The organism is Shewanella sp. SW24 (assembly GCF_025653395.1).
In the GTDB taxonomy this organism is placed as follows: Bacteria; Pseudomonadota; Gammaproteobacteria; order Enterobacterales; family Shewanellaceae; genus Shewanella; species Shewanella oncorhynchi.
In genome coordinates this window covers 1-2,420 of record NZ_JAKKSH010000059.1, presented here as the reverse complement: position 1 = coordinate 2,420, position 2,420 = coordinate 1, and the positions used below count along the sequence as shown (strand labels likewise).

Below are 2,420 nucleotides of genomic sequence, written 5' to 3'. Positions count from 1 at the left end.
CAGTTGGCGGCGGGCTCAAAGCTGTAGGTGCCGTTGGCATTGACCGTCAGGGTGCCTTGGCCGGCGATCACGTAGGCGGTGCCCAGGGTGAACGGACCGGTTTGTCCGGCGACGCTGAAGCTCTGAATGCTGAGCGGGCCATCGACACTGGTGGTGCCGGTGAGTAAGGAGCCATTGGTGACGCCACTGTCTTCAGCCACGGTCAGGGTTTCATCGGCATCGGTGAAGCCATCGGTGACAGGGGTCACATTAATGGTTAATGTGGCCGTTGAACCAGTGTTAGTGGTGTAGGTAATGACAGGTACTTGGCCATTCCAGTTTGCATTAGGCGTGAAGGTGTAAGAGCCATCGGTATTGATGACTAAGCTGCCGCCTTCTAGGGAAACAGTGGTGCCCGCGGTAACGGTATCGCCGTTCACGGTGAAGCTGACAACGGACAGGGTGCTGTCGATATCGGAATCATTATCAAGCACATTGCCTGTAGCTACAGTATCTTCTGCAACTGTGGCGCTGTCATTTGCAAGGATGGAAGGATCATCGACAGGGTTAACATTAATGGTTAGCGTTGCTGTTGAGCCAGTGTTAGTGGTGTAAGTGATGACTGGTACTTGGCCATTCCAGTTTTCATTGGGTGTGAAGGTGTAAGAGCCATCGGCATTGATGACTAAGCTGCCGCCTTCTAAGGCAACGGTGGTGCCAGCCGCAACCGTTTGACCACTTACCGTAAAGCTGGTTACAGAGAGCGTGTTATCCACATCGCTGTCATTGGTGAGCACGTTACCGGTGGCAACGGTATCTTCATCAACGGTATTAGTATCGTTGGCTAACGCAGAGGCATCATCAACAGGGGTAACATTAATGGTTAATGTGGCCGTTGAACCAGTGTTAGTGGTGTAGGTAATGACAGGTACTTGGCCATTCCAGTTTGCATTCGGCGTGAAGGTGTAAGAACCATCGGCATTGATGACTAAGCTGCCACCTTCTAGGGAAACAGTGGTGCCTGCGGTAACGGTATCGCCATTCACAGTGAAGCTGACAACGGAAAGGGTGCTGTCGATATCGGAATCATTATCAAGCACATTGCCAGTTGCTGCAGTGTCTTCTGCAACTGTGGCGCTGTCATTTGCAAGGATGGAAGGATCATCGACAGGGCTGATATTAATGGTTAGCGTTGCAGTTGAGCCCGTGTTGGTTGTGTAGGTAATGACAGGTACTTGGCCATTCCAGTTTTCATTCGGCGTGAAGGTGTAAGAACCATCGATATTTAAAATTAAAACACCACCTTCGAGAGTCACTTCTGTGCCTGCTGCGTAGGTGGTACCGCTGATTTCGAAGCTCACAACACTTAGAGTGGAATCCACATCAGTGTCGTTATCGAGCACATTGCCAGTCGCTACAGTATCTTCATTGGAAGTGTTGCTGTCATTAGCAAGTGCTGAAGGTGAGTCTGCTGCAATGGTGAATTGTGGAATATTAACCGTCGTTCCAGTCAGTGCTTGGCCGCTTGTTGAGTAGCCTGAAGCTGCAATGGTTTCTGTGCCGCTACGGGCTAGAGTGACATAGCCCGAGTTACCATCACTGCCTGGTGTGTTACCTGCTGCGGTTTCTGGTAGGTTCTGAGTTGGGTCTTCACCGGATGCAATAAGATCTTGTAATGCTTGAATTTCATCTAGGGCTGCTTCGTTAGCCGTGCCAGAGGCTGCTGCAGTAGTTTCGCTGGGCGCGACTTCATTTGATAGCTTAGTGCCATCATCGAAGGTAATTTCATAGGTTGCGTTTTCGCCAATATGGAGCACAGCACCTTTAGGGAGTTGTTCGCCATCCTTAGCGGGTTGATTTGAACCATCAACTTCGACATTGATTTGCCCTTTTACTAACTTAAGCAAACCTTTCTTTGATGTAATTACCGATCCCATAGTAAGCTCCCAACAGCCAAAGTGTGTTAATCCATAGACGCACAAGTCCAACAAATATGTCGCACTGTGATACAAGTGGTGGAATTTTAGCTAACGAAACGACTTAAGTCAATTTTTTGACGCGCTTGTGTTGCCTGCTCTTATGCGGTTTTACGGATCTTAATGCGCAAAAGTGACAATTTTTAGACCTGTAACTAGATGTAGTAGCTATATCTATAAAAAGGGCCGTATTTAGTACTTTTTAACACTAAGGTTAAGCACTGAAGGATCCCCTCATAAATCAGCCATAGCATAGCCATATTTGAGCAACTGATTGGCGAATAATACCCAGGCCGCCAGCAATTCTTTCTCCGTGATTTGATAATCAGGCCGCCTGAGTACCTCCAATCCCAAGCGAATCGTTGAGAGTACCGTTCGATGCCCAATGGTATTGGCCTGAAAATGCTTATCCCAGCCCTGTTGCTGTGCGTGTAAACCAACTAGCCACAACAGGCATTGAACCAT

The 2,420-nt window shown here is 48.6% G+C and carries 1 protein-coding gene and 1 pseudogene; both read right to left on the bottom strand.

Annotated features, from left to right (window positions below; translation table 11 throughout):
• On the bottom strand, positions 1–1,916 hold a 1,916-nt coding region (locus L5M17_RS22800), incomplete at its 3' end, for a retention module-containing protein (protein ID WP_263149283.1).
• A gap of 273 nt (positions 1,917–2,189) precedes the next feature.
• Positions 2,190–2,420, bottom strand: a pseudogene (locus L5M17_RS22795) (IS4 family transposase); the annotation flags it as partial.